This is a genomic window from Achromobacter animicus (genome assembly GCF_902859585.1).
Classification (GTDB): Bacteria; Pseudomonadota; Gammaproteobacteria; order Burkholderiales; family Burkholderiaceae_B; genus Achromobacter; species Achromobacter animicus.
On the sequence record NZ_CADIJM010000006.1, the window covers coordinates 55,716 to 79,177 of the forward strand.

The 23,462-nt window shown below is 63.8% G+C and carries 27 protein-coding genes and 1 tRNA gene; 19 read left to right on the forward strand and 9 right to left on the reverse strand.

Translation table 11 applies throughout. From position 1 onward, the window contains the following. The first annotated feature begins 20 nt into the window (after window positions 1-20). From infC to ptsP, 5 genes are all read left to right on the forward strand, one after another. Entirely contained in the window at window positions 21-572 is a 552-nt protein-coding gene (infC, locus tag HV681_RS16155; protein WP_076812461.1) for a translation initiation factor IF-3, read from the forward strand. A gap of 166 nt (window positions 573-738) precedes the next feature. Beyond that, window positions 739-1,725: a glutathione synthase gene (gene gshB / locus HV681_RS16160; protein ID WP_175124020.1), complete on the forward strand. Its 987-nt coding sequence runs from the start codon at window positions 739-741 to the stop codon at window positions 1,723-1,725. A gap of 15 nt (window positions 1,726-1,740) precedes the next feature. Next, complete coding sequence (locus tag HV681_RS16165; protein WP_056569684.1) at window positions 1,741-2,142, forward strand: PTS sugar transporter subunit IIA; 402 nt, start codon at window positions 1,741-1,743, stop codon at window positions 2,140-2,142. Window positions 2,143-2,250: 108 nt separating this feature from the next. Next, complete coding sequence (locus HV681_RS16170; RefSeq protein ID WP_006387993.1) at window positions 2,251-2,520, forward strand: HPr family phosphocarrier protein; 270 nt, start codon at window positions 2,251-2,253, stop codon at window positions 2,518-2,520. After that, a complete protein-coding gene (ptsP, locus tag HV681_RS16175) occupies window positions 2,456-4,357 on the forward strand; it encodes a phosphoenolpyruvate--protein phosphotransferase (RefSeq protein ID WP_437340386.1) in 1,902 nt (633 codons plus the stop codon). Before HV681_RS16170 ends, ptsP begins: the two co-directional genes overlap by 65 nt. Window positions 4,358-4,466: 109 nt before the next feature. Here the strand turns inward: ptsP and amt are convergent, their stop codons facing one another. Beyond that, window positions 4,467-5,705, reverse strand: coding sequence for an ammonium transporter (gene amt, locus HV681_RS16180; protein ID WP_175124021.1), 1,239 nt, complete (start codon window positions 5,703-5,705; stop codon window positions 4,467-4,469). Between the two features lie 28 nt (window positions 5,706-5,733). Then, on the reverse strand, window positions 5,734-6,072 hold the full coding sequence (locus tag HV681_RS16185; RefSeq protein ID WP_006218735.1) for a P-II family nitrogen regulator: 339 nt from the start codon (window positions 6,070-6,072) through the stop codon (window positions 5,734-5,736). A gap of 674 nt (window positions 6,073-6,746) precedes the next feature. Here HV681_RS16185 and HV681_RS16190 point away from each other — a divergent pair. The 9 genes from HV681_RS16190 (at window position 6,747) to HV681_RS16235 (ending at window position 14,396) form a co-directional block, all read left to right on the forward strand. After that, on the forward strand, window positions 6,747-7,022 hold the full coding sequence (locus tag HV681_RS16190; protein WP_056315890.1) for an accessory factor UbiK family protein: 276 nt from the start codon (window positions 6,747-6,749) through the stop codon (window positions 7,020-7,022). A gap of 121 nt (window positions 7,023-7,143) precedes the next feature. Beyond that, window positions 7,144-8,874 (forward strand): YifB family Mg chelatase-like AAA ATPase, encoded by a 1,731-nt coding sequence (locus HV681_RS16200; protein ID WP_254594992.1) that lies wholly within the window; start codon window positions 7,144-7,146, stop codon window positions 8,872-8,874. A 263-nt stretch (window positions 8,875-9,137) separates the two neighbouring features. Beyond that, window positions 9,138-9,335, forward strand: a complete 198-nt coding sequence (gene rpmI, locus HV681_RS16205; protein ID WP_008159912.1) for a 50S ribosomal protein L35 — start codon at window positions 9,138-9,140, stop codon at window positions 9,333-9,335. 17 nt (window positions 9,336-9,352) lie between these two features. After that, the gene (gene rplT / locus HV681_RS16210; protein ID WP_006218741.1) at window positions 9,353-9,712 is read left to right on the forward strand and encodes a 50S ribosomal protein L20; all 360 of its coding nucleotides are present in this window, start codon (window positions 9,353-9,355) and stop codon (window positions 9,710-9,712) included. 77 nt (window positions 9,713-9,789) lie between these two features. Then, the gene (gene pheS, locus HV681_RS16215) at window positions 9,790-10,812 is read left to right on the forward strand and encodes a phenylalanine--tRNA ligase subunit alpha (protein ID WP_175124022.1); all 1,023 of its coding nucleotides are present in this window, start codon (window positions 9,790-9,792) and stop codon (window positions 10,810-10,812) included. Window positions 10,813-10,825: 13 nt separating this feature from the next. Continuing rightward, window positions 10,826-13,243 carry a phenylalanine--tRNA ligase subunit beta gene (gene pheT / locus HV681_RS16220; RefSeq protein ID WP_175124023.1) on the forward strand — a complete coding sequence of 806 codons (2,418 nt, stop codon included), beginning with the start codon at window positions 10,826-10,828 and terminating at the stop codon, window positions 13,241-13,243. A gap of 2 nt (window positions 13,244-13,245) precedes the next feature. Next, a complete protein-coding gene (locus HV681_RS16225; protein ID WP_082579019.1) occupies window positions 13,246-13,584 on the forward strand; it encodes an integration host factor subunit alpha in 339 nt (112 codons plus the stop codon). Between the two features lie 58 nt (window positions 13,585-13,642). After that, window positions 13,643-14,077 (forward strand): MerR family transcriptional regulator, encoded by a 435-nt coding sequence (locus HV681_RS16230; protein WP_175124024.1) that lies wholly within the window; start codon window positions 13,643-13,645, stop codon window positions 14,075-14,077. Window positions 14,078-14,319: 242 nt separating this feature from the next. After that, window positions 14,320-14,396 (forward strand) — tRNA-Pro (locus HV681_RS16235). A gap of 185 nt (window positions 14,397-14,581) precedes the next feature. Here the strand turns inward: HV681_RS16235 and HV681_RS16240 are convergent. The 4 genes from HV681_RS16240 to HV681_RS16255 form a co-directional block, all read right to left on the reverse strand. Further along, complete coding sequence (locus HV681_RS16240) at window positions 14,582-15,853, reverse strand: putative Na+/H+ antiporter (RefSeq protein WP_175124025.1); 1,272 nt, start codon at window positions 15,851-15,853, stop codon at window positions 14,582-14,584. A 171-nt stretch (window positions 15,854-16,024) separates the two neighbouring features. Continuing rightward, window positions 16,025-16,543 (reverse strand): anti-virulence regulator CigR family protein, encoded by a 519-nt coding sequence (locus HV681_RS16245; RefSeq protein WP_175124026.1) that lies wholly within the window; start codon window positions 16,541-16,543, stop codon window positions 16,025-16,027. Between the two features lie 247 nt (window positions 16,544-16,790). Continuing rightward, a complete protein-coding gene (locus HV681_RS16250) occupies window positions 16,791-17,015 on the reverse strand; it encodes a CrpP-related protein (protein ID WP_175124027.1) in 225 nt (74 codons plus the stop codon). A gap of 165 nt (window positions 17,016-17,180) precedes the next feature. Next, window positions 17,181-17,423, reverse strand: coding sequence for a CrpP-related protein (locus tag HV681_RS16255; RefSeq protein ID WP_175124028.1), 243 nt, complete (start codon window positions 17,421-17,423; stop codon window positions 17,181-17,183). Window positions 17,424-17,672: 249 nt separating this feature from the next. Here HV681_RS16255 and HV681_RS16260 point away from each other — a divergent pair, with 249 nt between their 5' ends. Both HV681_RS16260 and HV681_RS16265 read left to right on the forward strand, forming a co-directional pair. Next, window positions 17,673-18,587 (forward strand): PhzF family phenazine biosynthesis protein, encoded by a 915-nt coding sequence (locus tag HV681_RS16260; RefSeq protein WP_175124029.1) that lies wholly within the window; start codon window positions 17,673-17,675, stop codon window positions 18,585-18,587. Between the two features lie 258 nt (window positions 18,588-18,845). Next, a complete protein-coding gene (locus HV681_RS16265; protein WP_175124030.1) occupies window positions 18,846-19,280 on the forward strand; it encodes a GNAT family acetyltransferase in 435 nt (144 codons plus the stop codon). A gap of 39 nt (window positions 19,281-19,319) precedes the next feature. Here the strand turns inward: HV681_RS16265 and HV681_RS16270 are convergent, their stop codons facing one another. Continuing rightward, window positions 19,320-20,273 (reverse strand): M14 family metallopeptidase, encoded by a 954-nt coding sequence (locus HV681_RS16270; RefSeq protein ID WP_175124031.1) that lies wholly within the window; start codon window positions 20,271-20,273, stop codon window positions 19,320-19,322. Window positions 20,274-20,515: 242 nt separating this feature from the next. Here HV681_RS16270 and HV681_RS16275 point away from each other — a divergent pair, with 242 nt between their 5' ends. Continuing rightward, window positions 20,516-20,716, forward strand: coding sequence for a hypothetical protein (locus tag HV681_RS16275; protein ID WP_224776782.1), 201 nt, complete (start codon window positions 20,516-20,518; stop codon window positions 20,714-20,716). Window positions 20,717-20,816: 100 nt separating this feature from the next. Further along, a complete protein-coding gene (locus HV681_RS16280) occupies window positions 20,817-21,413 on the forward strand; it encodes a BPSL1445 family SYLF domain-containing lipoprotein (protein ID WP_175124033.1) in 597 nt (198 codons plus the stop codon). Window positions 21,414-21,509: 96 nt separating this feature from the next. Here HV681_RS16280 and HV681_RS16285 read toward each other — a convergent pair whose 3' ends face one another. Both HV681_RS16285 and HV681_RS16290 read right to left on the reverse strand, forming a co-directional pair. Then, complete coding sequence (locus HV681_RS16285; protein ID WP_175124034.1) at window positions 21,510-21,743, reverse strand: hypothetical protein; 234 nt, start codon at window positions 21,741-21,743, stop codon at window positions 21,510-21,512. 125 nt (window positions 21,744-21,868) lie between these two features. After that, the gene (locus HV681_RS16290; RefSeq protein WP_006226939.1) at window positions 21,869-22,339 is read right to left on the reverse strand and encodes an Lrp/AsnC family transcriptional regulator; all 471 of its coding nucleotides are present in this window, start codon (window positions 22,337-22,339) and stop codon (window positions 21,869-21,871) included. 160 nt (window positions 22,340-22,499) lie between these two features. On the opposite strand from HV681_RS16290, the gene HV681_RS16295 reads away from it, so the two are divergent. After that, complete coding sequence (locus tag HV681_RS16295; RefSeq protein ID WP_175124035.1) at window positions 22,500-23,411, forward strand: DMT family transporter; 912 nt, start codon at window positions 22,500-22,502, stop codon at window positions 23,409-23,411. Window positions 23,412-23,462 lie beyond the last annotated feature (51 nt).

The window sequence follows — 23,462 nt, forward strand, 5'->3', positions numbered from 1 at the left end:
CATTTCTAGGAGCTTTCAACATCGCCACTGAAAAAGCCAATCGCATCAACGGTGAAATCCGCGTCCCCGAGGTGCGCCTGATAGGTCTGGACGGAGAACAGCTGGGCATCGTCAAGATTGCCGACGCGTTCCGTCTTTCCGAGCAAAACGACGTGGATCTGGTGGAAATCGCGCCGAACGCCGAGCCGCCGGTCTGCCGTCTGATGGACTACGGCAAGTTCAAGTACCAAGAGCAAAAGCGCCAAGCCGAAGCCCGCTCCAAGCAGAAGGTCATCCAGGTCAAGGAAGTCAAATTCCGTCCGGCGACCGACGAGGGCGACTATCAGGTCAAGCTGCGCAACCTGCGCCGCTTCCTCGAAGAGGGCGACAAGGCCAAGGTGACGTTGCGTTTCCGTGGCCGCGAAATGGCTCACCAGGAACTTGGCATGCGCGTTCTCGAGCGCGTGCGCGACGACCTCCTGGAGCTTGCCCAGGTCGAAGCCATGCCCAAGCTCGAAGGCCGTCAGATGGTCATGGTGCTGGCGCCGAAGAAAAAGGCTGTGCCCGCAGGCAAGCCCGAATCGGCAGCCTGAGCGCCCGCCGTATCCGGTTCAGGCAAGGCCTAGCCTTGCATTCCTGCAACCCGCCGTGTCCGTCTCGTGACCGGCGGGTTCGCTTATTGGCCGGCTCTACGCTACGATGTCACAAAGCATAGCCGCCTTCCCAGCAGGGGAGGCGGCGTCCGTTCAGGGTGTCGCGATGCACGTTTTGTTCGTTTTGGATCCCTTGCCGCTGCTCAAGGCGTACAAGGATAGTTCGGTCGCCATGATGCGTGCCCTCGTGGCGCGCGGGCACACGCTCAGCGTGGCCATGCAGGGCGACCTCTACATCGAGGCGGGCGTCGTCAAGGCGCAGACCACCCCGATCGAGCTGGTCGCCGATGCCGACCTGCACGGCCACGACTGGTGGCGCGATTCCGCCTCCCAGGATCTGCCACTGGCGGATTTTGGCGCGGTCGTGATGCGCAAGGACCCCCCGTTCGACATGGAATACGTGTATTCCACGCACCTGCTCGAATACGCCGAGGCGCAGGGCGCCTGCGTGTTCAACGGCGGCGCGGCCATCCGGAACCACCCGGAAAAGCTGGCGATCACCGAAATCAGCGAGTTCACCGCGCCCACGCTGGTCACTCGCAACATGGCCCGTCTCAAGGCGTTCCATGACAAGCACCAGGACGTCATCGTCAAGCCGCTGGACGGCATGGGCGGCACGGGCGTGTTTCGCCTGCAGCCCAAGGATCCCAACCTGAACGCCATCCTGGAAACGCTCACCGACAACGGCGCGCGCACCATCATGGCGCAGCGTTTCATCCCTGACATCGTCAAGGGCGACAAGCGCATTCTGCTGATCGGCGGCGAACCCGTGCCGTATTCCCTGGCCCGCATCCCCCTGGCCGGCGAAACGCGCGGCAACCTGGCCGCCGGCGGCCGTGGCGTCGCGCAGGAACTGTCTGCCCGTGACCGCGAAATCGCCGAAGCCGTGGCGCCCAAGCTGGCCGCCCGCGGTCTGCTGCTGGTCGGCCTGGACGTCATTGGCGACTTCGTTACCGAAGTCAACGTCACCAGCCCCACCTGTTTCGTGGAAATCGCCGAACAGACCGGCTTCGACGTGGCCGGCATGTTCGTGCAGGCGCTCGAAAAGGCCGTGGCGGCCAAGGCTGCCAGCGCCGCCTCCGTCGCTGCCTGATTTTTCGGAACCGACATGACCACGGGTATTGTGATCGTCGTGCACGCGCCTCTGGGCGCGGCAATGCGCGAATGCGCGAGCCACGTCATGGGCGATCTGGACGGCATGCTGGCAATTCATGACATCCTGCCTGAAGACCTGCCGGATGACCTGGCGCCGGATGTCCTGAAAGACATCCTCGAGCAGGACCACGGCGCGGGCGTCCTGGTGCTGACCGACCTGATCGGCGCCACGCCCGCCAACATCTCCAAGCGCGCGGTCGCCGATGCGCAGGCACAGGGCATCCAGTGCTGTGTGCTCGCGGGTCTCAACACGCCGATGCTGCTGCGCGCGTTGACCTACCGCAACCTGCCGCTGGCCGAAACCCGCGAAAAGGCGCTTGCCGGCGGGGTGCAGGGCGTCTTGCGGGTAGACTGACGGGCGGAAAATTGCCCTATTATGTCGGCTATTATTTCAAGCCGACGATCGGTACGACGATTGGCTGCGATCAACACTGCGGCATAGCCCGCGGTCACCACCTTTCCTATGCCTAATACTGACATTGTCATCAGCAACAAACTGGGATTGCACGCCAGGGCCGCCGCCAAGCTGACGCAGCTGGCCAGCAAGTTTTCCAGCGAGATCTTCATTTCGCGCGGTGCGCAACGCGTGAACGCCAAGAGCATCATGGGCGTCATGATGCTGGCAGCCGGACTGGGCGTCACCGTCAAGCTGGAGGCCTCCGGCAGCGATGCCGAGCAAGCGCTTTCCGAAATCGAAACTCTGTTCGACAGCAAATTCGGTGAGCAGGAATAGACCCTCTCCTGAAGCAACCGGCCCGGCTCGGGCCGGTTCGCCCGTAGCGGCAACCGGCGTGCCCAAGACCGGCGCGCCCGCGACCAGCGCACCCCAAGGGGCTGGTTCTGCCGGCCCCGTTGTGTGTCTCTACGGCAAGGGTGTCGCCAAGGGTTACGCCATCGGCCGCGCCGTCGTCATGGGGGCTGCGGCCCTTGAAGTCGCACACTACCGGATTTCGCCGGAAGACGTGCCCGCTGAAAGCGCCCGCCTGACCGAGGCCCTGGCGTCAGCTCAGCAGGAACTGCTGCAACTGGCCGACACGCTGCCGGCCGACGCGCCGCGCGAGCTGGGCGCGATGCTCAACGTACACAGTCTGCTTTTGGGCGATCCGCTCCTGGCCGAACAGACGCTCGCCCTGATCGCCGAGCGCCATTACAACGCCGAATGGGCGCTGACGACGCAGGGCCAGATTCTGGGCCAGCAGTTCGACGCCATGGAAGACGAATACCTGCGCGAGCGCGGAGCGGACGTGCGCCAGGTGATCGAGCGCGTGCTGCACGTGCTGGCCGGCACGTCGGCGATCCTGCCCGACATGTCCCACATGGGCGGCGACGACGCCCTTGTGGTGGTGGCGCACGATATCTCGCCCGCCGATATGCTGCGCTTGCGCGGCGGACGTTTTGCCGCCTTTGTCACCGACCTGGGCGGACCGACCTCGCACACCGCGATCGTGGCGCGCAGCATGGGCGTGCCCGCGGTGGTGGCAATGGGCAATGTGCGCGAACTGGTCCGCGACGGCGACATGCTGATCATCGACGGCTCGGTTGGCGTCGTGGTGGTCAATCCGTCCGAACGCATCCTCCAGGAATACCGCCGCCGTCAGGCCGCCTACGCCGACGAGCGCGCCGAACTCAGCCTCCTGCGCGACGAACCGTCCGTCACCCTGGATGGCATCGACATCGTGCTGCACGCCAATATCGAGCTGCCGGACGAGGCCGCGCTGGCGCTGGCTTCCGGCGCGCACGGCATCGGACTCTTCCGCAGCGAATTCCTCTTCATGGGCCGGCCCGATCTGCCCGGCGAAGAAGAGCAGTACGAGGCTTATGCTTCGGTCGTCAAGGTGATGGCCGGCCGTCCGGTCACGATCCGCACGCTGGACATCGGCTCTGACAAGACGCTGGACGGCGAGGCCACCGTAGCCACCAATCCCGCCCTGGGGCAGCGTGCTATCCGCTACTGCCTGGCGCGCCCCGAGATGTTCGCGACTCAGTTGCGGGCCATCCTGAGGGCCTCCGCCCATGGACCGGTGCGCTTGCTGATCCCGATGATCGCGCATATGCACGAGGTCGTCGCGACCAAGGCCGCCATCGAGGCCGCCCGGCGCGAACTCGACGCCCGTGGCCAGGCCTACGCGCCGCACATGGAAGTGGGCGCGATGGTTGAAGTTCCCGCCATCGCCATCGCCATCGAACCCTTTGCCCAGGCGCTGGACTTCCTGTCCATCGGCACCAACGACCTGATCCAGTACACGCTTGCCATCGACCGCGGCGACCACGACGTGGCGTCACTTTACGATCCGCTGCACCCGGCGGTGCTGCGCCTGGTCGCCAACACCATCAATGCCGGCGAGCGCGCGGGCAAGCCGGTGGCCGTCTGCGGTGAAATGGCAGGCGATTCGCGCATGACCCGCCTGCTGCTCGGGCTGGGTTTGACCGAGTTCTCCATGCACCCGCAGCAGCTGCTGGACGTCAAGCGTGAGGTCCGCCGGGCGCACTCCAATGCGCTTCGCATCAAGGTGGCGTCGGCGCTGAACCGCGCCTTGCCCGTCGACCTGGACGCGCTCGGCCCGGTCTGATCTGACACCGTCCCAAGCAAACTGGCAAAAAAAGAGCCCTTCATGATGAAGGGCTCTTTCATTTTCCGATCCGCCCCGCCGCGGGTCGCGGCGGGAGCGTCGCAGCAGCTTAGCTGTGATACGCGGATTCGCCGTGGCTGGTGACGTCCAGGCCTTCGCGCTCCTGGTCTTCCGGCACACGCAGGCCGCACAGGGCATTGGCGATCTTGTAGGCAATCCATGCCACCACGCCGGACCAGACGATGGTCAGCAGCACGCCTTCCAGCTGGACCCACAGTTGGTGAGCAATCATGGAGGGCTCGGCCAGGCCGGGGCCGCCGAAGACCTGCGCATTGAACACGCCGGTGAGCAGGGCGCCCACAATGCCGCCCACGCCGTGGATGCCGAACACGTCCAGCGCATCGTCGGCGCGCAGCATGCGCTTCAGGCCGTTCACGCCCCAGACGCAGACCACGCCGGCAACCACGCCGATGATCAGTGCGCCCACCGGACCGACCAGGCCCGCGGCGGGGGTGATGCCGACCAGGCCGGCGACGGCACCCGAAGCGGCGCCCAGCATCGAGGGCTTGCCCTTGATGGCCCATTCCGTGAACAACCAGGCCAGGACGGCACCCGCCGTGGCGATCATGGTGTTGAAGAAGGCCAGGGTGGCGTTTTCGTTGGCGGCCAGGGCCGAGCCTGCGTTGAAGCCGAACCAGCCCACCCACAGCAGGGCGGCCCCCACGAAGGTCATCGGCAGGTTGTGCGGCTGCATGGCTTCACGGCCATAGCCCACGCGCTTGCCAACCACATAGGCGCCCACCAGACCGGCCACGCCGGCGTTGATGTGCACCACGGTGCCGCCGGCAAAGTCCAGCGCGCCTTGTGCGTTCAAGAGGCCAGGCGCCGTTTCAGAGGCGAACCACACCATGTGCGCGATGGGGATGTAGGCGAACGTGAACCAGATCACCGTGAACACCAGTACGGCCGAAAACCGGGCGCGTTCGGCAAAGCTGCCGACCACCAGGGCGCAGGTGATGCCAGCGAACGTGGCCTGGAACGAGGCAAACAGCAGCTCGGTCAGGGAGTTCGACATGGCGTACGTGCCGTCGGCCGGATTGAACATGCCAGAGAAGAAAGCGCGCGAGAGGCCGCCGAAGAAGGCATTGCCCTCGGTGAACGCCAGGGAATATCCATAGATGAACCAGAGAACCAGGCCCAGCACGAACGTGCACAACACTTGCAGCAAGACGGACAGCACGTTTTTGCTGCGCACCAGGCCGGCGTAGAACATGGCCAGGCCGGGTACGGCCATCATCAATACAAGCAGGGTAGAGACGAGCAACCAGGAAATATCTGCTTTATCCATTTTCAGGCTCCATTGAGTCTTTATTTATTTACAGCGCAGCTTCGCCGGCTTCGCCAGTTCTGATACGGATGACTTGTTCAAGGGGGGCGGCAAAGATCTTGCCGTCGCCGATCTTGCCGGTGCGGGCGGCTTGTTCGATCGCTTCGATGACCTGGTCCACAAGGTGGTCGGGCACGGCGGCCTCGACGCGCAGCTTTGGCAGGAAGTCAACGGCGTATTCCGCGCCACGATAAAGTTCGGTGTGGCCTTTCTGGCGGCCAAAGCCTTTGACTTCGGTGACGGTCAGGCCCTGGACCCCGATTCCGGATAGAGCCACCCGCACTTCGTCGAGCTTGAAGGGCTTGATGATGGCGATGATGAGTTTCATGGCATTTCCTCTCTTGGTTGCACGCTCCGTGGTTAAAGCAATATCCATGCCATGTTGGCCAGCGCTGGCGATGCCCGGGAACGGCGCAACAGTTGTGCAAAACGGCACCGTTGTGGTGCGCGATGCACCGCAGGCCGGCCTCAATTTGGTGCGCAACAACGCGTAGCAGTCACATGCAACCACATGTGATCCGCAAGAGGGATTTGTAGCCATTTAATGCGAGCGCTTGGGGTGCGGTCACGTGTCGGCGCTCGTGCGTGGTCGCGTCAATAGAACGTGTCGTCCGGCGCTCAGCCTTGCGGGCTGCGGTTCTTTGCCCGCCGACGGCCTTTCAATTCCAGTTGGAATTCGTTTGGACCCGTCCAAATTGGGGCGCGACCGTGATACGAGGGTTTACACGGGTCGGCTTGTTGACCGGTGTGGGCTCGAGTTGAATCGGATTCAGGACGTGCATCCGCCATATGGACGATGCACTGCGCGGTCGAATAGACCGGTGGCAAGGTTAGTGGTGTTGGTAGGGGGTTGCCGTCAGGCGGCCCGGTTTTCTCCTGTGCTTTGAAGGGCGGTCACCGCATGCGGCCCGCCCTTTTTTTTGGGGCGGCGCAACCGGCCCCGCCTGAAACAATCTGGCCGACGCACTACACTTGAGCCATCAAGAACATCGAGAGGCCCATATGAACAATCGCACCCAGTGGATGGAAGACCTTCAGAAGAACATTTCCGACCTGATCGCGCGCAGCCCCGCGGCGGACGTCGAGCGCAACGTGCGCGCCATGATGACGCAGGCGTTTTCCAAGCTGGATCTGGTCACCCGCGAAGAGTTCGACGTGCAGGCCGACTTGCTTGCCCGCACGCGCGCCCGGGTCGATCAGCTGGCCGCCCAGGTGCAGCAGATGGAACAGCGCCTGACGGGTCTGGACAAGGGTCCGGCGACGGGCCTGGACAAGTAAGCAAGCAAGCGCCGCGCACCCGCCACGTGCGGGTCCAGCGCGAGATCGTTTTGTCACGGCCGCTCTCCGCGGCCGTTTGTTTTTGCGGATACTGGCGTCCCGAACTCATCCGGAGACCCACGTGACGCTTGCCGTACTCGCCAGCAGGGCCCTCAGCGGCATGCACGCCCATGCGGTCCGCGTCGAAACACACCTCGGGCCCGGCTTGCCAGGATTCAACGTGGTCGGGCTGGTTGATACCGAGGTCCGGGAAAGCCGCGAGCGGGTCAGGGCCGCCATCATCAACAGCGGCTTCGAGTTTCCGGCGGGGCGCATCACCGTCAATCTGTCGCCGGCAGACATGCCCAAGGAGTCCGGCCGCTTCGATCTGCCGATCGCGCTGGGCGTGCTGCTAGCGTCCGGTCAATTGGCCGCGCCTGCGCAAGATGGCGCGCAGGCGGGGCGGCAGCGGGGCGGACGTTCCGGTGGGGATTCGGGTGAACAGTCCGTAGACCGCTGCGCCGGCCACTCCGGCGAACTTCGTCGCGAACTTCCCGGTGAGCATCCAGGCAAAGATCCCGACGGCCCTTCCAGCGAACCTGCCTGTGACAGCAGCGGCGCACATGCCGCGGGACTTGCCGGCGAGCGTCGCGCAGATCAGCCTCGCGCACCCGACCCCGCGCTCTCACGCCTGGTGCTCGCCGGCGAACTGTCCCTCACCGGCGCGCTCGTGCCGGTTGCTGCGCCGCTGGTGATCGCCTTGAGCGTCGCCCGCGACGCGCCCGATGCCACGCTGATCCTGCCGGCTGGCAGCGCCGAGCAGGCCGCCTGGGTCCCGGGGTTGCGCGTCCTGTCGGCGCGTTGCCTGGCGGACGTGGCGGCCCATGCTGCGGGCGCGTCGCTGCTGCCCGATGCCGTGCCCGCACCGTGGCCTCCGATTGCGCCCGTCCTGTGCATGTCCGACGTGCGCGGCCAGCCTGGCGCCCGGCGTGCGCTGGAAGTCGCGGCGGCAGGCGGGCACAGCCTGCTGATGCTGGGGCCGCCCGGCGCGGGCAAGAGCATGCTGGCCGCGCGCCTGCCGGGCCTGCTGCCGCCGCTCGAGCGGAGTCAGGCGCTGGAAGCGGCTGCGGTGGCGGCAATGGCCGGCATGCCCGACGCGCTGACCGGCCAGCCGCCTTTCCGGGCGCCGCATCATTCGGCGTCGGTGGCGGCGCTGGTGGGTGGGGGCGGGCGGCCGCGTCCCGGCGAAATCAGCCTGGCGCATCACGGCGTCCTCTTCCTGGACGAACTGCCCGAGTTCAGCCGCCGCTCGCTCGAGGCGCTGCGAGAGCCGCTGGAAGCGGGAAGGGTGGTCATCTCCCGGGCGCTGCACGCGGCGCAGTTTCCCGCGCGTTTTCAGCTCGTCGCGGCGATGAATCCGTGTCCTTGCGGCTGGCGGGGCCATCCGGCGCGCGCGTGCACCTGCACGCCGGATCAGGTGGCGCGCTACGCGGGCAAAATTTCAGGGCCGCTGCTTGACCGGATCGACCTGCATGTTGCCCTTCCTCCCTCCGATCCCGCCTGGATGACCGCGCCGCCGGGCGAAGCGTCTCAGGCTGTCCGGGAGCGCGTCGTCCGTTGCCGCGAGCGTCAGCTTGCCCGGCAGGGCAAGATCAACGCCGCGCTGGCCGGGGCCGAGCTGGACGAGTTCTGCGTCATGGACGGCGACGCGCAGGCGCTGCTGCATCAAGCCATGCGGCGCCTGACTGGCTCCGCCCGGGCCATGCACCGGGCGCTCCGTGTGGCCCGCACGATCGCGGACCTGGACGGCCAGGCCGTGCTTGCGGCCAGCCACGTCGCGCAGGCGGTGCAGTACCGGCGAACAGGCGTATGATCCCCGCCTCCTGTCCCCGTTGTTCGCGGAGCACTCTCCGACTCGACAAAGTCCAGGAAATCACCATATAATCAAAGGCTTTTCCGGATGTGGGTAGCTATTTGTCCGCCTTCGGGAAAGATCCGCGAATCAACGTTGCAGTTCAAAAATCGTTGGTTGCGACCCCCAGAAGTGGCAACAGGTCTACAAGTTTTGGCGTCTTTGGCGTCAAGCACCTGGCGTCATGTAAATCAACAATGCGTGTTTTAGTTTAGGGAATCATCATGCCCAAGATGAAAACCAAGAAAAGCGCTTCCAAGCGCTTTAAGGTGCGCGGCAGCGGCTCCATCAAGCGTGGTCAGGCGTTCAAGCGTCACATCCTGACCAAGAAGACCACCAAGGCCAAGCGTCAACTGCGCGGCTCTGCAGCGGTTCATGACTCCAACGTGGCCTCCGTCAAGGCCATGATGCCTTTCGCTTGATCTAAGGGAGATCTACTATGCCTCGCGTCAAACGCGGCGTAACTGCCCGCGCACGTCACAAGAAAGTCATTGCCGCCGCCAAGGGTTACCGTGGCCGCCGCGGTAATGTGTTCCGTATTGCCAAGCAAGCAGTCATGCGCGCTGGCCAATACGCCTACCGCGACCGTCGTAACAAGAAGCGCACGTTCCGCGCTCTGTGGATCACGCGTATCAACGCGGCCGTCCGCGAGCATGGCGTCAGCTACAGCGTGTTCATCGCTGGCCTGAAAAAGGCTTCGATCGAACTCGACCGTAAGGTCCTGGCCGATCTGGCCGTGCGCGACAAGGCCGGCTTTGCCGCCATCGTGCAGCAAGCCAAGGCTGCCTTGGCTGCCTGATCGCGCGCTTTAACTCATCGCGCATCGCTGCAAACGGGGCTGTAATAGCCCCGTTTGCGTTTTGAAGGCTGGATTTCATGACTCGATTGGTTGACGACCTGGTAGACCAGGCGCAAGAACGGTTCGCCGCGGCCTCGGACGCCGCCGCACTTGAGAACGCAAAAGCTCGCTTCCTGGGCAAGGAAGGCGCCTTGACGGTGCTGCTCAAAGGCCTGGGCAAGCTCGATCCCGAGCAGAAGCGAGAAGCGGGCGCGCGAATCAACCAGGCCAAGCAGAAGATCGAAGAACTTCTGAACTCGCGCCGCGCCGAACTGGCGCAGGCGGAGCTGGATGCCCGTCTGGCATCCGAAACCATTGACGTCACCCTGCCGGGCCGCGGTCGCGCGCCGGGCGGCATCCATCCGGTGATCCGGACCTGGGAACGTGTGGAAGAGATCTTCCGTTCCATTGGCTTCGACGTGGCCGACGGCCCCGAAGTGGAAAACGACTGGACCAATTTCACCGCTTTGAACAACCCGCTGGACCATCCGGCGCGTTCCATGCAGGACACGTTCTACGTCGACATGAACGACGCGGACGGACTGCCGCTGCTGCTGCGCACGCACACCAGCCCCATGCAGGTGCGTTACGCCCGCATGAACAAGCCGCCCATCAAGGTCATCGCGCCGGGGCGCACCTACCGCGTCGACAGCGACGCCACGCACTCGCCCATGTTCCACCAGGTGGAAGGGCTCTGGATCGCCGAGGACATCTCGTTTGCCGACCTGAAGGGCGTGTACACCGATTTCCTGCGTTGCTTCTTTGAAAGCGACGATCTGGTCGTGCGTTTCCGTCCGTCGTTCTTCCCGTTCACGGAACCGTCCGCCGAGATCGACATGATGTTCACCTCGGGTCCCAATCGCGGCCGCTGGCTCGAAATCTCCGGATCCGGCCAGGTGCATCCGCAGGTGGTGCGCAACTTCGGGCTGGATCCCGAGCGCTACATCGGCTTTGCCTTCGGCTCCGGGCTCGAGCGCCTGACCATGTTGCGCTACGGCGTCAACGATCTGCGCCAGTTCTACGAAGGCGATTTGCGCTTCCTGCGCCAGTTCAACGAATAACAGACGGCTGATCATGCAATTTCCCGAATCCTGGCTGCGTACGCTGGTCAATCCTCCGATCGCAACCGATGAACTCGCGCACCGGCTCACGATGGCCGGCCTGGAAGTCGAAGAAACCGAGCCCGCTGCACCGGCATTCACCGGCGTGGTCGTCGCGCACATCGTCGAGATCGCGCCGCACCCTGACGCCGACAAGCTGCGCGTCTGCCAGGTCGACGACGGCTCCGGCGAACGCCTGCAGATCGTCTGCGGCGCACCCAACGCCGCTGCCGGCCTGAAAGTGCCGCTCGCCCGCGTGGGCGCAGAACTGCCCGGCGGCATGAAGATCGGCGTCGCCAAGATGCGCGGCGTGCAGTCTTCCGGCATGCTGTGCTCGGCCCGCGAACTGGGTCTGTCGCAAGACCATGCGGGGCTCCTCGAGCTGCCCGCCGACATGGTCCCCGGCCAGTCCATCCGTGAAGCACTGGACCTGGACGACACGCTGTTCACGCTCAAACTGACGCCCAACCGCGCCGACTGCCTGTCGATCCTGGGCGTGGCGCGTGAAGTGGCCGCGCTGACCGGCGCGCCGCTGTCGGTGCCCACCGCGGCCGCCGTGCCTGTCACGCTCGACGAGCGCCTTCCCGTCAAGATCGAGGCGCCTGACCTCTGCGGCCGTTTCGGCGGCCGCGTCATCCGCGGCGTGAACGCCCGCGCGGCGACGCCCGAATGGATGAAGACGCGCCTCGAGCGCGCCGGCCAACGCTCGCTGTCCGCGCTGGTCGACATCTCCAACTACGTCATGCTCGAACTGGGCCGTCCGTCGCATGTGTTCGATCTGGACAAGATCGGTGGCGACATCGCCGTGCGCTGGGCGCGTGAAGGCGAAACGCTGGAACTGCTGAACGGCCAGACCGTGACGCTGGACCCGAAGGTCGGTGTAGTCGTCGCTGGCGAGCAGGTCGAAAGCCTGGCCGGCATCATGGGCGGCGAAGCCACCTCGGTGACGCTCGACACGCAGAACATCTATCTCGAAGCCGCGTTCTGGTGGCCGCAAGCCATTGCCGGCCGCGCGCGCCGCTTCAAGTTCAGCTCCGAAGCCAGCCACCGCTTCGAACGCGGCGTCGACTACGCCAGCATTCCCGAGCACATTGAATTCATCACCCGCCTCATCGTCGACATCTGCGGCGGTCAGGTCGGCCCCATCGACGACCAGATCGTCAATCTGCCCCAGCGTCCGCCGGTGCGCATGCGCCTGACGCGCTGCCATCGCGTGCTGGGCGTGCCGGTCACACGCGAGCAGGTCGCCACGATCTTCGGCAGCCTGGGCCTGGACTATTCGGTCGAAGGCGACGACTTCATCGTCAACCCGCCGTCGTTCCGTTTCGATCTGGAAATCGAAGAAGACCTGATCGAGGAAGTGGCTCGCATCTACGGCTTCGAAAGCATTCCCGACGTGCCGCCGATGGCGCGCGCCAAGATGTTCTCGCAGCCCGAAGTGCGCCGCGGCGCGCATGCGCTGCGCCGTCTGACGGCTGCCCAGGACTACCAGGAGGTCGTGAACTACAGCTTCGTCGAAGCCGACTGGGAACGCGATTTCGCGGGCAACGATAACCCCGTGCGCCTCGTGAATCCGATCGCCAGCCATCTGTCGGTCATGCGTTCCAGCCTGATCGGCGGCCTGGTCGCCAACATCCGTCACAACGCCAACCGCAAGCAGTCGCGCGTGCGCCTGTTCGAACTGGGTCGCGTGTTTTTCCGCGATGCCTCGGCCGAAGACGGTCCGCTGCAAGTGGCCGGCGTGCGCCAGCCCATGAAGCTCGCGGGCGCCGCATGGGGCCCGGCGGTGGAAGAGCAGTGGGGCGTGCCCACGCGCCACGTCGATTTCTTCGACGTGAAGATGGACGTCGAGTCGCTGTTCGGCGCACGCGGCCGCCGCCTGCGTTTCGAGGCAGCGGCGCATCCCGCCCTGCATCCCGGTCGCGGTGCGCGTGTCATGCTCGACGGCAAGCAGGTCGGCTGGATCGGCGAACTGCATCCGCGCTGGGCGCAGCAGGCCGACCTGGCGCATGCGCCGGTGGTGTTTGAACTGGACGTGGACGCATTGTCCGAAGGCGAATTGCCGCAGGTGCGCGAGCTCTCGCGTCAGCCCGTCGTCGTGCGCGACCTGGCGCTGTGGGTCGACGAGGACGTGACGGTACAGTCCATGCTCGACACCGTTGCCGCCGCCGTCAAGGCCGATGCGCAACTGGCCGTCGTGCAGGATGCGCGCGTGTTCGACGTGTGGCGTGACAAGGCGCAAGGCAGCGAACCCGTCGCCGAGAAAAGCCTTGCGTTCCGTTTCTGGCTACAGGACACTGAGGTCACTTTGGACGAAGCCCGCGTGGCGGATTGCCTTGCGCGCATCAAGGAAGCCCTGGTTGCCGCGCACGGCGCGCGCCAACGTGGCTGAACATGGGGACCAGTATGCTTGCCGAGCAACGCACCCTCACCAAGGCCGAGCTGGCCGAACTGCTCTTCGAGCGGGTCGGCCTGAACAAGCGCGAAGCCAAGGACATCGTCGATACGTTCTTCGAGGAAATCCGCGACGCCCTGGCGCGCGGTGATTCCGTCAAGCTCTCGGGTTTCGGCAACTTCCAGGTGCGCGACAAACCGCCGCGCCCTGGCCGCAACCCCAAGACCGGAGAAACCATTCCCATCGCGGCGCGGCGCGTGGTCACGTTCCACGCCAGCCAGAAACTCAAGAGCGTGGTGGAGCAGGCCGTTCCCGCAGCACCGGAGGCCGCGGAGTGATACGCTTTGTCGGTAATTGTTATCGGCGCCCCACACATCGCGCGCATAAAATCCGCTTATGACACGTACTGAATCCACCGTTACCCTACCGCCCATTCCCGCCAAGCGTTACTTCACCATCGGCGAAGTCAGCGACCTGTGTGGCGTCAAGCCTCATGTCTTGCGGTACTGGGAACAGGAATTCACGCAGCTCAAGCCCGTGAAGCGCCGCGGCAACCGCCGCTACTATCAGCATCACGAAGTGCTGCTCATCCGCCGCATCCGTTCGTTGCTCTACGAGCAAGGCTTCACGATCAGCGGCGCGCGCAATCGCTTGGGCGACGCGCGCGACGTGCCGCACGATCAGGACGCCGCCGTGCGCCTGTCGGGCTCCGAGATGCAGTCGTTGCGCAATGAGCTCGGCAACGTGTCCGCGATGCTCGCCGAAGCATTGGGCACCGCGGCCACTGCGCCCGCTGCCAGCAGCACGACGCACACGGCGCCTGCCGCCTGAGCCGCTGTCACCGCGGTTCTTCGCTTGAAATCCAAAGCTTGATATCAATACCCGCAGCGCGCGATGGCCTTCATGGCCGCGCGCTCTGCATAATGTAGTGCCTTGCGCTTTGTGGGCGACGGCTCATCACATGCAGTTTTGTGAACGGCGCACGCAAAGCGCAAAATTTTTTCGAGTATTCAGCACTTTTTTTGCACCAATGCGTGCAAACATTTTTTAGTTCTGCTATACTCTTTTTCTTTCGGGGCGTAGCGCAGCCTGGTAGCGCACTTGCATGGGGTGCAAGGGGTCGCGAGTTCGAATCCCGCCGTCCCGACCAGTAGTTCCAAGGCCGTCAGTGAGAAATCACTGACGGCCTTTCTCATTTGCGGGCCTTCAGGTTCCTGCATCTAGCCAGGTTCCCAAAATGGCGTGGTGTACGCGCGTTCGTGGTGTACGTGCGATGCGTGGTGCACGTGCATTTCGTGGTGCCCGTACATTTCGTGCTGGCCCTTTCTACACAGCCTATAAAAACAGCAATGCGCCAGCCGCAACGGCTGTGGGCCCCAACGCACCCAGCAACAATCCGCCAACGCTGATCGTCTCATCCGAGAATCCGCGTTTCAGCAGCGCCACGCCCGCAGGATTCGGCGCGTTCGCAATAACCGTCAGGCCGCCACCCGCAACCGCGCCCGACACGAGCATGTACTTCGATTCGTCGGATATGCCATCAATCAGCGAACCCAGATAGGTCAACGCGGCATTGTCGGTGATCGCGGTGAGCGACAGAGATCCGAAGAACAACGCGAGCGGTTCCAGGCTCGAGACGATGGGCTGCAGCCACCAGCCCTGCATGCCTCCCAGGATGACCAGCCCAGCCAGGAAGAACCCAACGAGCAACGCTTCTTTGATGATCAGGGGATTCTGATGCCGTTCGTACGCCTGGGTGTAACCCAGGAACAGCAGAAAGAGGCCTAGGAACGCGACAGGGTGGTGGGCCAGTGCGACGACCGCCGCCAGCACGGCCAGATGGACCAGAACAACCGAGAGCGGCACGGGAGGCCTTTCCGACCGGCCTACGCTTTCAGTCGGCAAATGCAGCAGATACTTGCGCACGATGAGTGTCGCAACGGTCGCGTTCACGATGACGGCAATCGCGGCTTTCCAGCCGAAGGTTGCCAGCATGAAGGCGGAATCCCATTGCCAGGTTGCAGCGACCATCAAGACGGGAGGGGCGGCATAGGCCGTCAAGGTTCCCCCGATCGAGATGTTGACGAACAGCACGCCAAGCGCGAAGTACTTGGGAACAGCCGGGATTGCCGGCCGGAACAGTTGCGGCGCCAGCATCAGGGCCGCGATGGTCATGGCGGCCGGTTCCGTGATCAGCGATCCCATCAGCGGAACCGCGGCCAGGCCCAACCACGCCGTCGCGACGGAGGTGTGGAAGGGCACCTTCCTGGCAATGAGGTTGACTGCGGCCATGACGGTCTGGAGTACCGGGCGGGACGCCGCCACTACCATGACGACAAATACAAACAGCGGCTCGGTGTAATTGCGAGACTCGGCGTACGCGAGCGCTTCTGTGCCGCCGGCGGCCATCGCCATGACGATAAGCAGCACAAATGCCCAAAAGCCGAAGACGATTTCGACTTCGCCCAGAAGATGGAACAAGCCGGCGTGGCGAGGGTAGCGGTGCGATAGCCGCTCGAACTGCTTGACGGTGAAAGTGTGGATCAGCGCCAGCGCAAAAATGATGGCGGCTGCAATGTCGAGGGCGTGGGTGGTGCTGGTCTGCATGGACGTAGGGGTTCCGCGCGGCGGCCCGACCAGCGCTTTGACCTGCCAGCGCGAAGGAAGACGCCTGACACCCAGTCAGGCAGTGTATCAAACTGAAGGGACCGGACAGTGCAATTCGAGGGGGCGATATTGAACCTCACGGACCTCCAGTCCGACCGCCGCCGAACTCAATCAATCGAACACATCAATCAGCACATCCGCGACTACAGCCGTCGCAATGGCAACAAGGACAAGATCCGAGCCGGCGATTCGCCATTCGTACCCGGGATAGGCGGGGAGGCGAGCGAGCATTGGGCCGGGGACCATTTTTTTGGCGATACCTGGAGGCAGGGGCTTTCCGCGTGCGAGGTTTTTGCGGATGCCGGGAGGTAGTTGGCTGTAGCCCGACAGACCGTATTCATGGGCGTAGGTTCTGGCGGTTGAGACCGTGATGCCTGCAAAGCGCAGCGTGACGCTGGAACTATCGGAATTGCCGGTTTTGCCGTTTGATCCGCCGCCGCCGGAATGGCCTTTTCCAGCGCCGTTGCCGTTGTTATTGTTTTTTCCGCCGCCCTTGTTTTGCCCCTGTCCCTGGCTCTGGCCTGGGTTGTCGGGTTTGCCTTTGCCCTCTGGCGGCGCGGCGAATGCGCCCGTGTTCAGAAAAATACAGGAAATGGCTGCAATAAATACCGGCTTGACCCTGAATGTCATGAATCGCTCCTACTCAGCCTGAGGCTGGCAGGCTGATTCTAGGGCGGGCAAACATTTTTGGGGTTTGCGGACCTGATCATTTGTAAGCGACTGCTTGCGCAGGGGGGCAGGGGCCGCAGCGGCGAGAGGGAGGGAGTGTGCGTAACCGCCCTCTGCTTGATCGAAAGACAATCACGCCGCTGCGGTGTCAGTTCCGTAGCAAACCGCGTTCCCGACGACGGCGGACGCAATGTCCGCGACCACATCTTTAATCGAATGATTGCTGTATCAGCCGGCGGCGTTGCAGTTCAGCGAGGCGGGCTTCAGTTTCTTCGCGCCAGCCTGCTTCCCAGGAGGCCAGTCTGGCGCGCCATATCGGTAGCGATTCGCCCGTATGGCCTGGCATGTTGGTTTCTTTCATGAGGGGGCAAGCGGAAAGCGGCACGCCATATCGGGCGGCTTCCTGGCCGGCTTTGTGGACGGGGTCATCCATTTTGCGCCTCCTGCAGGGAAAGATCCTAAGCCGAAAGATGAGCGCGATCAGGATTCGTGTCCAGAAAAGTTACGCGAAGAAATAGCGGGATGGATCAGGCATGCACCACCGTTTCCGCGTTGCCAATGCAAAGCGCCCCGTTTCCCGGGGCGCCTTTCCACTTCATCAAATGACCAGCAGCGACATGGCGCGCGGCACAAAACGTGTCCGGATGCCGGGTGGGGCCTGGCCGCCGCCGGTGGCTTCCATCCATCCGGCTTCCCAGGCCTCGACCTTGCCGCGCCATTGCGAAATCGATTCGCCGGTGTGACCCGGCATGGCGGCAGCACGGTAATACGGGCAGTCCCACAAGCTCAATCCGTCGCGGGCCGCTTGAGCGCCCAGCTTTTGGATGTCTTCGCGTTGCATGGCAATACTCTCCAAAAGTAGATGCACGGGACGCAAAGTATTCCGCAGGCATCTGCGATTTTCAATAGTCTGCGCGCATCAACCGAGGCGGTGCGGGTGTCATGCGGACCGCGCGCGTGATCGTCCCGGACACCCCGCGCCTTGTCTGTTATGTGCGCAATTTCTCGGCTCTGTGCCTTTCGCGACCGCCTTGCGGCACGCACAATTTCCGCTTCCCGCCGGCTTCAGGCGGACCTTGAGGATGCTTGGATGCGCTACCGCTACGTCACCGCCGATGTGTTCACCGGCCACGCCTATCAAGGCAATCCGCTGGCTGTTGTATTGGACGCGCAGGGGCTGGACACCCGCCAGATGCAGTTGATTGCGCGCGAATTCAATTATTCGGAAACCAGCTTCGTGATGCCGCCGCAAGACCGTGCCCACACGGCGCGTGTGCGCATCTTCACGCCGGACCGCGAGGTGCCGTTCGCTGGTCACCCGAATGTCGGCACGGCCGTCGTGCTGGCGCGCGAGCAGATCGCGGCAGGGCTGTCTGCGCCGCAAGCCTTCGTATTTGAAGAAGAAGCCGGCCTGGTGCGGATTGCGTTGGCGTACGGCGAAGACGGGCTGCAGGGCGCGGAGCTGCGCGCGCCGCAGCCGTTGTCGTGCGGCCGCGAGGCGGCGCTGGATGCGGTGGCAAGCGCGCTGCGGCTGGGGGTTGCAGACATTGACGTGTCGACGCACGCACCGATGGTGGCGTCGGTGGGCCTGCCGTTTCTGGTGGTGCAGCTTGCCAACCGCGACGCGTTGCGGCGCGCGGTGCCGGACTTGGGCGGTTACGCGGCCCTGATGCCGCAGCTTGGCGCAAAGTCCATCTATGTCTACACCACCGACACGGCGGGCGAGGCGATGGACGCGCCCACCGATATCCAGGCGCGCATGCTCACCGGCCGGATGACCGAAGATCCCGCCACGGGTAGCGCGACAGCCGCGGTCACGGCGCTGCGGGCATCGCTGGCGGGCAAGGGCGTTCTGCGGTTACGGGTCGGGCAGGGCGTGGATATGGGGCGCGCAAGCTTGCTGCTGGCGCATGCCGAACCGCGCGAGGACGGCGTATGGGCCAGCGTGGCGGGGCAGGCCGTCGTGGTGATGGAAGGCACGCTGCCTGCTCCCGCGGCGGACTGACGGCGATGCGCGTTGCTGGCGGAAGACGGCCTCGTGTATGCTGCTGCACATGAACACTTCGCATATCGCTGCCGCAACGCGCGCAGATTTCCGACGAATCACTCGACGTCTACGTTGAGTGGCCAGCCGTGTTCGGGCGCCGATTTTCCGGCGCTTATTTCAGAAGGCCACGATACCCTCGTGGCTTTTTTGTTTGCCGTATTTCCCCCGCCGAGGCGTGTCGCAAGGCCTTCATTCTTTCATCACAAGGAATGAAGCATGTCTCATCAAGATCTCGCCATCCGGCCTTTTCATCCGACCGACGAGACGGCGCTTATCGCGCTGTGGCACGCCTGCGGGCTGACGCGTCCGTGGAACGATCCGCGCAAGGACATCGCGCGCAAGTTGACGGTGCAGTCGGATCTGTTTCTGGTGGGTGTGCTGGATGGCGAGATCGTGGCGACGCTGATGGGCGGCTACGACGGTCACCGCGGCTGGATCAACTATCTGGCCGTGTCGCCCGAGCATCGGCGGCGTCAGTTCGCCACGGCGCTGATGCGGGCCGTGGAGCGCAAGCTGCTGGAGATGGGGTGTCCGAAAATCAATTTGCTTATCCGTTCGGACAACATCGCGGTAAAGCGCTTCTACGACAGCCTGGGGTTTCGGGAGGACGCGGTGATCAGCATGGGCAAGCGCCTGATTCCGGATCTTTGAGGATGGCGGGTACGAAATACCCGCCTCGAATCATCGGTCTTAAATCGCCTGCGTCAAATACACGGCTTCACGTCCGACGATCGGCATGCGCGTGGGCATGAAGATCGTGCACGCATCGCACGGGGAGCGGATTTCTTCCGTGCCGTTCATGGCAATCAGCTCGCCCTTGTCGAAGGTCTCGAAGCCGATCACGGGTCGCGTGAAGGTGAAGTCTTCGGACTTCACCATGTGGACCTCCAGCAGGCGATAGCGTTGCGGCGTGGGCGGGGGCGGCGTGCCGGCCGGGGTGTCGATGAGACCCAGATGCGCCAGAAATCGCAGGGTGACGTCGGTGGCGAGTTCGGCGGCGGAGCGGGCGAAATGCTGGCCACATTCGACGACGAGCGCGCCGCCACTGTTCGACAGCGGGTCACCGTGATGGCCGTAGCCCATGACACCGGTTCCCGGAAACTTGTCTTGCGGCATGACCAGATGGACCTGCGGTGATCCGACAGCCGCGGCCAGCGCGGTGTTGCGGTCCATCTCGTTGTAGACCCAGAACGGTTGCACGGGCGCGCGCGTGGAATGGATGTCCAGCACGAAGTCGGCGGCATCCAGGATGGGGCGCATTTCGCGGGCACGGCGCAGTTCGGGGCTGTCTTCCGCGCCGTCGAGCATGGCGGCGGACCAGATGCGATTCAGGTTGTGGACGAGCTGGCGGTTGTCGTAAGGCCGGTCGATGTCGAAGGCCTCGTAGGCCTCGACGTGGGCAAAGCTGACCGTCAGTGTGCCGATCTTCGGGCGTACGCCGGTGTCCAGCAGATGGGTGGCGGCCACCATGCCACAGATCTCGTTGCCGTGCGTGATGGCGTTGATGAGCACGTGCGGCCCAGGCTTGCCGGATTCAAAGCGGTGCACATAGGGAATGCCGGTGTTGCCCTCGCGGTAGGCAGAGAGGTCACGCGGCAGGACTTCCAGCGGAGCAGTATCAGGTTCGAAGGCAGGTGTGGTCATGAGAGTTGGTTGAAGGTGGATGTTGAAGACAAGGCGAGAAAACAGCGTTTTTGATCGCATTTTTGCGATCTTCAAGATGCCTCAGCACTAGGAGGATTAGTACGTTTTTACCCCTAAAAAACTTCGCTTTCCAAGCCTTTTTCTTTGGGGCATATTGCGGCCGGGCAGTCGGAATTCATAGGTGCAGCATGAGTGGGTGGCCACAGCGTCATATCGATGGTTTTCAAGTGCAGTGCGAAGTCGTGGACTTGAATACCGGCGTGTTGGCTATTGAAATACTTGTGAGCCGCAACGGCAACGAGACCGTTGCGCGGCGCTGGTCACTGCCCCGCTTCGTGACCTTCAACGACCCCGTCAGTGCACGGCGCCATGCCGAACTGGTGCTCTCCGGCATCCTGTCCGTGGACGAGTACACCGGTGAACCTCGCTACGGAATTCTCTAGCGCTCGCTAGTGTTTTGTTTCGTTTATCACATTCGTCTGACTTGTCGGATCTGGAATGCCCGGTACAGTTGTCCCTGTATGACAACAAAAGGAGAGCTCCATGTTCGACACTTTTCCTGTTCTGCGCCGCACCGGCATGGCGATCGCGATTGGCGCCGCCGGTCTCGTTTTTGCGGGTTGCACGACGACCACGCCCAGCAAGTCGCCGGCCGCCTCGACGTCCGAGCAGCGGCAGTCGATGAACAGCGCGGCCAACGCGACCCTCGCCAAGCTTTATGAAGCCGCTCCCCAGTCCAAGGATCTGGTGGCGCGCGCCAAGGGCGTGCTGGTGTTTCCGGACGTGCTGAGCGGCAGCTTCATCGTGGGCGCCGAACATGGCAAGGGCGTGCTGCGCGTGGGCGGGCAGAATGCCGGCTACTACAGCACGACCGCGGGCTCGATCGGCTTCCAGGCCGGTGCGCAATCGAAGGCGATGATCCTGCTGTTCATGACGGATGACGCCTTGAACAAGTTCCGCAACAGCAGCGGCTGGACCGTTGGCGCGGACGCCACGGTGGCAGTGGTCAACATCGGCGCCAATGGCCGCATCGACACCAACACGGCTCAGCAGCCGGTGGTGGGCTTCGTGATGAACAACGGTGGCCTGATGGCGGGCGTGTCGCTCGCGGGCACGAAGATCTCGAAGCTCGATCGCTGATCGGGAAAGCGCCCAGTCAAAACGCCGCGGATTCTTCCGCGGCGTTTTGTTTTATGCGGGGCAGGTTGGACCCGCCCCGCGAGGTGTGCCGGCCGTTCAGCCGATCACGTTGTCGCTGTTGTTGCGCAGGGCTGCTTCGCGCTCGATCTCGGCTTGCTCGATGTGCGGATCCAGCCCGCGCCAGCGCAGGATGTGGCCGCGCTCTTCTTCGGGCTCCCAGCCCAACATGCCATAGCGCGTGATTTCGGTTTCGCCGCTGGCGAACTCCACTTCAAAGTAACCCTGACGATCGGGTAGCGAATTGCCGGGGAACCATTCGGTTTCGGGCATGGTTTGCTCCTTGCTAAGCGATGGGAGGGATGCTGACGCCGATCAGGAAAAGCCGGCGTCATGCGTTTTTATTGTGGGCCGGCCCCCGCAATCCCGCAAGCGCCGGATGGATACGAAATGCGGCGTCAGGCAAGCGGCACGGCGGTGGTGTAGAGCACCTGCTTGAGGGCAAAGCTGGAACGGATGCTGGCCACGCCGGGGATGCGTGTGATGTGTTCGACGATCAAACGTTCCAGCGCATCGACATCCGGCACGAGCGCACGGATCAAGTAGTCGGCGTCGCCGGACATCAGGTAGCACTCCATGATTTCGGGCAGCACCGCGATCTCGCGTTCGAACACGTCGAGCGCGGCCTTGCGCTGCTTGTCCAGCGAGATCTGGATGAAGACGTTGACCTTCAGACCCAGTTTGCGCGCATTCAGCAGCGTGACGCGCCGATCGATGAGGCCTTCGGTTTCCAGTCGCCGCACGCGCGCCAGGCACGGCGATGCAGACAGGTTGACGCGCGCGGCGAGCTCAACGTTAGTGAGCCGAGCGTCGCGTTGAAGCTCATTCAGGATGCGGATGTCGGTGGCATCCAGGTTGATTTCCGGCATAAGTGACCTTCAGGCGGCTGGTTGGCAGTGCATCTGTGCTGAGTATGCCGGTTGTCGACGCAGAAAGCGGTTAAAAATGCTGGGGTTTACCCTATAGACTGTTCCGTCCCTCGGTCATAAGGCCGAAATGCAGAATAATCGGCGGCAGAGCAGGGTAGTAATGAGTCAGCACGGAAGTCTTCGCAAGTTCCTCCCGCTCGCGGGTGCGGTTGCCATCTGGGGCGGAAATTGGCCCGTCATGAAGCTGGGGCTGGCGCACATGAGCCCGTTGTGGCTGGCCGCCAGCCGATTCGGATCCGCCGCGCTGATCAGCGTGCTGGTGCTTGCGGCGCTGGGGCGCCTGCGCTTGCCTACGCGTCAGGAATGGCCGCTGGTGGCGGGCGTGGCATTGCTGCAGATGGGCGCGTTCACGGCGTTGGCACTTTGGGCCCTTCAATACGTGGCGCCTGGCCGCGCCTCCGTCATTGCCTATGCGACATCCATCTGGGTGATTCCCTTGTCATCGATGATCTTGAAGGAACGCCTCTCAATGGGCCAATGGCTGGCGACGGCGCTCAGCTATGCGGGCATCGGCGTCATCGTCGCGCCCGCATTCAGCCCATGGCAGGCGCATACCGTCATCGGTCTGGTGATGCTGTTGGGCGCGTCGTTTGCCTGGGCCTGCAACATCATCCAGTTGCGCGCCAACCGCCATGTGCGGCTGGGCGCCGACATGATTCCCTGGCAAACCGCGATGGCCACGATCCCGCTTGCCGCGCTGGCATGGCTGCGCGACGGCGCGCCGACCTTTCTGGGCGATGCGCAAGCCTGGCCGCTGATCCTGTACACCGGGCCGCTTGCCACGGCGCTGACGTTCATCGTCGTGCTGGGCATGACGCAGAAGCTGCCGCCGGCCGCGACCTCCATCGCGATGCTGTGCGTGCCGGTGATCGGTTTGATCGTGTCGTCCGTCGTGTTCCATGAACGCATCTCGGCAGACCTGGCGCTTGGACTTGCGCTGATCGCCGCCAGCGTCGCGGCTTCCGCGCTGGCCACGCGTCTGCGGCGGCCGCTTGCGCTGCGTCCGTCCTAGAACGCACTAGAATGGCGTGCGCCGGAAATGGTCCCGGCCGGTGATGCGGAA